At 58.1% G+C, this 6,953-nt stretch carries 5 protein-coding genes and 1 pseudogene; 1 reads left to right on the forward strand and 5 read right to left on the reverse strand.

Annotation, left to right across the window (positions count from 1 at the left end):
• Positions 1-1,439, reverse strand: a 1,439-nt coding sequence (locus IVB12_RS05055) for a recombinase family protein (RefSeq protein WP_247296252.1), incomplete at its 3' end; no start/stop codon positions are given.
• A gap of 20 nt (positions 1,440-1,459) precedes the next feature.
• On the opposite strand from IVB12_RS05055, the pseudogene IVB12_RS38335 reads away from it, so the two are divergent.
• Positions 1,460-1,717: pseudogene (locus tag IVB12_RS38335) on the forward strand (ATP-binding protein); the annotation flags it as partial.
• A gap of 1,325 nt (positions 1,718-3,042) precedes the next feature.
• Here IVB12_RS38335 and IVB12_RS05065 read toward each other — a convergent pair.
• The 4 genes from IVB12_RS05065 to IVB12_RS05080 all read right to left on the reverse strand — a co-directional run bounded on the left by IVB12_RS05065 (position 3,043) and on the right by IVB12_RS05080 (position 6,710).
• The gene (locus tag IVB12_RS05065) at positions 3,043-4,053 is read right to left on the reverse strand and encodes a cysteine synthase family protein (protein WP_247296253.1); all 1,011 of its coding nucleotides are present in this window, start codon (positions 4,051-4,053) and stop codon (positions 3,043-3,045) included.
• A 371-nt stretch (positions 4,054-4,424) separates the two neighbouring features.
• Positions 4,425-4,916, reverse strand: coding sequence for a GNAT family N-acetyltransferase (locus tag IVB12_RS05070; protein ID WP_247296254.1), 492 nt, complete (start codon positions 4,914-4,916; stop codon positions 4,425-4,427).
• 361 nt (positions 4,917-5,277) lie between these two features.
• On the reverse strand, positions 5,278-6,315 hold the full coding sequence (locus tag IVB12_RS05075) for an IS4 family transposase (protein WP_247296256.1): 1,038 nt from the start codon (positions 6,313-6,315) through the stop codon (positions 5,278-5,280).
• The gene (locus IVB12_RS05080) at positions 6,204-6,710 is read right to left on the reverse strand and encodes a transposase DNA-binding-containing protein (protein ID WP_247296258.1); all 507 of its coding nucleotides are present in this window, start codon (positions 6,708-6,710) and stop codon (positions 6,204-6,206) included. The genes IVB12_RS05075 and IVB12_RS05080 overlap by 112 nt, the downstream gene beginning before the upstream one ends.
• Positions 6,711-6,953: the final 243 nt, after the last annotated feature.

The raw sequence follows: 6,953 nt of genomic DNA on the forward strand, positions 1-6,953 counted from the left end.
TAGCGGAAGATGTTATCTGCCAGTCGCCCCTGGTTGGCCATGAACTCCTCCCAGCTGATATAGCCTGGGTGAGCGGCGTGGAGGCAAACCGCCCAATCCCCGATCGCCACCTTGACCGTTCCCGTCAGCGACCCCGGCCGGCATCGGCTCGGATCCTTTTGCCGACGGCCATAAACATACGCCCCAGCATAGGCCGGATTTTGAAGGATACTAAGGACGCGTGCACTATCTGGCGCACGCCAGACGATCTCGTGTGGAGATGGTCCAAGCAGCGGCCGAACCGGCAAGGATAATCCGTTCCTCTCCAAGTACCGCATCACACGGCGAGCGCTTTGCAGTTCCCGGAATTTGGCAAACACGAGATGAAGACGGGCCTGCACCTCCTCATCGGGATTGAGAACAATCGTGCCGGCTCGATCATAGGCGAGCCCGGCCGGCAGGGGCAGCCGCAGTTCGCCCCGTGCCGCCTTCTGGCGTTCTCCTTGGTGAAGGCGCATCCGAAGCTGATGCAGCTCCGCCTCGCTCATGATGCCGGACAAGCCCAACAGCAGGCGGTCGTGGTAGGCGCGCGGATCGTAAAGCCGCTCGCCATCCGCAATGAGCACGCCGAACACCGAGCACAGTTCGAGCAGCTGATGCCAGTCCCGGTTATTGCGGGCCAAGCGAGAAGCGTCGAGGCTCACCACAAGGCCGGCGTTGCCAAGGCCGATCTCGGCAATGAGCTTCTGGAAACCATGACGATCCACAGCGCCAGCACCGGATTTGCCCAGATCCTCGTCAATGACCTGGACGCGCTCCGGCGGCCAGCCCAGACCGATGGCGCGATCGACGAGGCGGTACTGCAGCTCGGTGCTCTCCTGGTGCTGGCGCACCTGGTTCACGGATGACTGCCGCACGTAGACATAGGCCAACTTGGCTCGGTGCGCAGTCGTGAGCCGCTCGTCAGCGAGGATCGAGCTGATCAGCACGACCCAGTCCCCTTCCGGGCGCGCCGGCAACCGCTTGCATTCGCCGCAGCAGCGTGGCGAGGATTTGAGCGATCTGGGTTTGCGTCGCGGTCGATAGATTCGGCCACAGGCGCGGAATGTCGGCCGGGTGGATTTGCCGACGTCGGCAGTGGTCGATACGCAACGCGACCTGGAAGCGGTCGGTGGGTCATCGCGAATCACCTTCTCGTCGATAAGGCTGAGACTCGCGCTCAAATGTTGCATCAATAGGATCAGCGTACGTGCACTGATGCGCGGCAGATCGGCGGCGTTCAGGCGGGACGTGATCAGCGTCTCGCCAAGATCCGTCGACGCGATCCGAACCGCCCGCGGCCGTCCGCCCGGCAGCGCGACAACGACGTGGGCGGGACCGCGCCCCGACCGCTCCTTCAGCACCTCAAGCCGTTGCCCAAACAGAAAATGATGCGGGTCGGTGATCGTGACGTGAGACACGACCCACTCAAGAATAGGGGTACTCTGACGTGTTCGGCGATCCCACCTATGCCGACGCCGTGCTCGATCGCCTCGTCCACAATGCTCATCGGCTCGAACTCACCGGGGAGAGCCTGCGCCGAAGCCGCCAACCCGCCCGAACGTCTGAGCTCGTGACGCTGTGGACACGCCGCTGCGCTTGGACAACGCCACGGCGTTGCCCACATGCCCATCTGTGGACGCCCCGGTGGATGCAAGAAGAATCTTTCGATCAGGTGTTGCGCGTAGTCGGGTGCTGACATCTGTCCGGCCTTTATTGCGACCGTCATATGTCGCGGGCCCGTATGGGAGTTCGCGGATCAGGTCCAAATCACAGCGGCGTACTTGGAAGCACCTGGGCATGTTCTGGTTTTCCTGACCCCGTCTCATCGACTGTTGCGCCGTACCTTCCGTTTGACCTTCCTACCTCCTCGACGACCACCGGGATTGGCTTTCGGGCGATCTGACGCTCGATGCGAGCGCCGAGCGTGTGCTTCGCGCGCTAGGGGCGCAAGGCGACAAGTCGCGAAGCTATCGCGGTTTTCGCGGCCGAGGAGGTCAGCTTCAAATAAAACCGTGCAGGGCAATCAGCAGGATCGCGCGGAAGGTAGGGCCGGGAAGCTTGGCGCGGTGAAGGACTTTGGCCATCAACCGTAATGGCACGTCGTTACGGTTGGGCCGGTGTCAGCACACGCGGCATCGGCGATGCGCAGAACGGCCATTGGAACACGACGACGTTTGGCGGGCCCCCACCTGCGAGGAGTGATTGCATCTTTCATGCTCGAAGGGCCGATCACCACCGAGTGCTTCCTGGCCAATGTCGATCAAATTCTTCCCCATGCTGCGCGAGGGCCAGACGGTGATCCTCACAATTTGTCGAGTGAGAAGAACGAAGAGGCCGCTTGCCTCATCGAAGGCGCCGGTGCGCGCCTACCATTGCTGCCGCCCTACAGTCCCGATCTCAATTCTCTTGAGATGACATTCGCCACACTCAAAGAACTAATGCGGCAAGCCCAAACCAGTACCGACAATGCCCTGGGGCGTCACTCTCGCGCCGTTCGGCCCAGGAAAAACAGCACATTTCTCCAAGCATGCGCATAACGGTGATGATGAACCAGTCCGGGTCCTTTACATTGTGTCCACTTAAGAGAGTGCCTGGTTGGAATGAATGACCTCGATCCAGGGGCGGTTGAACCGAGCTAAATCGATGTTTCCCTTAATCCGTAGGCCGCCTTGAATAGTAGAGACAGCGCCTTTACCAGAATGGGACAGCGCCGATCCGGTCCCAAACCGACCGGCGGGTCCCGATTTTCTTCGGGATCGCATCGCGATGTCAGGCGACATGGAAAACTCCGCAACGCCGCAGTTTGCTGCCGTCGATTCACCAGTCCTTCCAGGACCTTTTGCAACTCTTTTCCGGCGCTGCCTGGAGACGCACCTTGTCATGCGCATCATCCGCAAGCTCTGCGATAGAGCCGCATCAACTGTGCATAGGCTACGACGATTCAATCTCTCTCCTGCCGGCAAGCTAGCCCCGCCAGGCTTGCAAAAGTGCAGTGATGCGGCCGGCCGCACTATCGTCAACTCAGGTTGTGTCCTCCTTTCCGAAGAGCCACTGGTCCAACTGGGGGGCGATCGTTGGATCGAGCAAGCTGCGCTTAGTCATCCAGTCCTCGTTGAAGATCGTGCTCAGATATTTCTCGCCCCCATCAGCGACCAGTGTTACGACCGTACCGGCAAGCTTGCCCGCCGCGATGAATTCCAGTGCTTTATAGATAGCTCCGCCGGAAGACCCACCGACTAAAAGTCCTTTGCGCCGAGCGATGTAACGCGCGGTCTCGAAAGCTTGAGTGTCGGTCACCTTCACGCCCTCATCGATGCATCCATAGTCCAGGACTTTGCCGACCGCGTCACCTGCCGGCATGCCAGTGCCCGACTGGTAGTAGGGATGCGCAGGTTTTCCGAAAATGATGGATCCAGCCGGCTCCACGCCGATCGTGCGCACCGTCGCCTTATGGCGCTTAAGCCGTTGCGCAATACCGCTCATGGACCCGCCAGTTCCAACGCATCCGACAAACGCGTCGATGCCGTTGGGAAGTTGAGAGATGAGTTCTTCGACGAGAGCGGCATAGCCTTCCGGATTTGCCGGATTGTCAGATTGGTTCATGAAGAGCGCACCGCTAAGATCTGCAGCTAGTTGTGCCGCTAGGCGCTGCCTCTCGACAACGGCGACCTCGTTTTCCGCAAACTCGCCTTCAACATAGCGGATCTCGGCGCCGAGCGCCTGCATCATCCGAACTTTGTCAGGTGCCGCATGGTGGTCGACGACGGCGATAAAATGCAGGCCAAAGTCCAACGCGGAGAGAGCCAAGCCAATGCCCGTATTGCCAGAAGAGGATTCAACGATGGTACCGCCTGGAGCGACGCGCCCATCCTTCAGCGCAGCCAGGACCATGCTTCGCGCCATGCGGTCCTTCATCGAGCCGCCGGGATTGTTTTTTTCCATTTTCAGCATCAACCGGGTGTCCCGGCTGGGAATGTCAATCGACATTACCGGCGTCTGCCCGATCAATTGCGTTATGGTCTTGTGCAGCATAGCATGCCTCTCCTCTTGCTTCTGTAATGATTGGGCCACCGTGTGCTGCTCAACGAGAATGCGAGCGGGCCGGTGCTAGGTGGAATTTTGTTTTGAGGCTGACCCAAGTGCCGCCGTGACAGGCTGGTTCTAGTCAGTCACTTGTTCCGCGTGTGTGCGCTTCACCGCATGTTCCATCATGACTTCACGCATTGTACGGACGAGGAGATGCCGAGGATGCCATGGAGATGCTGCGGCGCGGGCGAGGATCCGCAATCTGCTGCTGAGAACGTCAATAACCGCCAGTCGTGACGGCAATGTAGGCTCGCTCAAATTTGGGTGCCGCGAATGCCTTGCCACCACAAGGGCCAAAAGGAACACAAAGATCACATTTATCCTCCCAAACCGATCTTCAGTTCAAGAATGTTTTGAGCGCCGCTTGGGCCGAAGTGAGTCGCGCCCGTATCCCGAAATCCCGACTTCAGGTAAACAGCTCTAGCGGTCTCATTGCGTACATTGACGCCAAGCATGAGACTGTTGACAATTGGACGGTTTGTAGAGACCCATCGAGCGGCAAGTTTAATCGCTGCCCTCCCGTACCCATTGCCCTGGTATGCTCGGTCAACGCAAAGGCTGTGCAAAGTCATGACTTTTGGCGGGGCCCACTCGGGCAACGCCGCCCCTTCGCGGAGAACAAAAAAGCCGACGACCTCATCCCTGTCGACGACTGAGAAGGCGTGCTCAAGGCGGGGCCATAAGCTGCTTCGAAGCTCGGAAAAAACTAAATCCAGCGAGTCCACAAAGTCTTCTTGCTCAGGCTCTATCTTTAAATGAGCCACGACCGCGTAATCAAAATGAGACAAGCTTTTCAGCGCCGCCCGCATGCTAAGTATCCGTACAGCCACCACTTCATCTCTTCGGCGAGAGGGAGAGAGAATGATATCTCGCTCGCGACAAGAATATCGTTGCTAGCTCCTCGGGTTCTGAAGGCAAACTCTCAAAACTCGTGCCAATTGACCAGGACCAATGGAATGTCCATTTATGGTCTCAATTCAATGACTTACATGATCGGCAACAAGAGGCCAGGCGACTGCTAGCATATGTCGCGGACTCGACAAACCTAACAGAGGTTGTCTGGCATTTCCCACGGTACGGTGCGCCTCGGCAGGTGAGAGCTTGTCGCCCAGTCTCCGGTTCAATTCCGACGCGCCTGTTCTAGTTCTGCGTAAGCGCTTAGCCGTGCTTTCAATTACCCATAATCTTTGCCTCGATCGCGGCTCCCAGTTCGATGTCAGTCAGCCGCGATAGTCCGCGCCAGATCACGGTATTTCCTGGAGGCGGATCGTTGGCTCGGGCCAAATATCCTCCGAGCCGCGCGATCTTGACGACATAGTGCGAGAGCGTGCTTCGTCGAGGGCGATCGCCACCCCTGTCTTTCACCAAATGATCAAGAAGCCTGAGTTCGGGATCTGTCAGCGCCGTCTGCGGTAGGGCATTCGGCGAGGAACGATTGAGCATCGTCATCCAGAAGACGCGCCAACTTACAATGCAAAAAACAGCGATCAGATTGACCAGACGCTCAGCGGTTCGCAATTTCAAGTCCTCCGCCTTGCAGCCTGATTTGAGGACCTTATGGAAGACTTCGATCTTCCACCTCAATGCGTACCATTCGATCTTCTCGACGGCGTCCTTGCGCGATTGGACCGAGAGATCGGTGAGGAGCTTCCACTCGATCTTCTTTCGCCGCTTCGGCGTTCCCCGCTCTTGAGCATGGATCACGGTCAGAGTGAGTGCGGGATATTTCTTCTGCTTACCGATCGGCGGCAGAATTCGAAGCTTGCGGAAACGAATTTCGAGAAGCGCTTCATCCGGATCGCCTTTGTCGTCCTTGACCTTGATCCGATGTAGGCCTTTGACCGTAACCTCGTCCATTTCGTCGGCAATTGTATGATTGCCGTCCCCGGCAAGCCGATCAACACAGGTTCGTACCAAGAAGTGTGTTCCGACCTCCTCGGTCAGGCAAAACAGCTCATAGATATCGCTCTCGCGATCACCAATATGAACGCATCGTCCAGGGGGAGCGAGAAGGTCGGTCGATTGCCGTAAATTCTCCAGCCAGCGGATACTCTCCTTCTGCTCGATCGGAACACGCGTCGGATTGATCTTCCGCTTCAGCGCCGTCGTCCCCTTGAACTTCTTGCGCGTCCAAGCTTGATTGCCGCCAGTCCGAGCGGAAGCCCCTCGGTCGTCACGGCGAGGCTCGAATGCATCAGGATGCCGCACTGTGTGCGCCCTGCCGTCTTGCGCGTAAAGCCAATCAAATCCGGCTTCTCGCGCTTGAAGCTGAATTCCGTCGTGTCATGGAGAACGAGGATCGGTCCCTTCGTTGCCGTTACGCGCCCGCGTGTCGCCTCGAAATGACCGCAAAGAATATCCGCCTCGTTGACCCGTTCGTTGGAGAAGAAGCGATAGGCGGCCTTCGTGTTGGCCCAGTCCTGACAAACCAGCGGGATGCTTTGTCCCATGTCGCTCCCGATTTGTGCGAGCAGTTTGCAGAACCGGCGGCCAAGCCGCTCATCCTTAAACTCGCATCCCGCAGCTTCCCGATCAACCCACGTCTCAATACCGGTCGTCAATCGCTGAGCACGCGCCTCCGCGCGTTCCTTCACCAAGCCCATCGAGCACCCCACGCCTCCGAATCAGGTGCTCAACAACGAATCACAACAGATTCTTCCGATTCAAGATTTCGCCTGCGGCGCGGCGTTCAAATCCGGCGTCAAATGTGGGTAATTGAAAGTTAGCCGTGACCCTATTGAGGCTGACTTGACGTTTTGCGGAATCGCCACGGCATGAGATCATCGATCTTGCTATGGGGATGACCGTCGATGATCGCCTCGAGTGTTTCAGCGATGTAGGCAGCC

It is taken from the genome of Bradyrhizobium sp. 179, from assembly GCF_023073535.1.
Classification (GTDB): domain Bacteria; phylum Pseudomonadota; class Alphaproteobacteria; order Rhizobiales; family Xanthobacteraceae; genus Bradyrhizobium.

Bases quoted from the DNA above. Each gene is read 5' to 3' on its own strand.
- IVB12_RS05080 (WP_247296258.1), bottom strand. From the start codon at position 6,710: ATGGGCTTGGTGAAGGAACGCGCGGAGGCGCGTGCTCAGCGATTGACG.
- IVB12_RS05065 (WP_247296253.1), bottom strand. From the start codon at position 4,053: ATGCTGCACAAGACCATAACGCAATTGATCGGGCAGACGCCGGTAATG.
- IVB12_RS05070 (WP_247296254.1), bottom strand. From the start codon at position 4,916: ATGCGGGCGGCGCTGAAAAGCTTGTCTCATTTTGATTACGCGGTCGTG.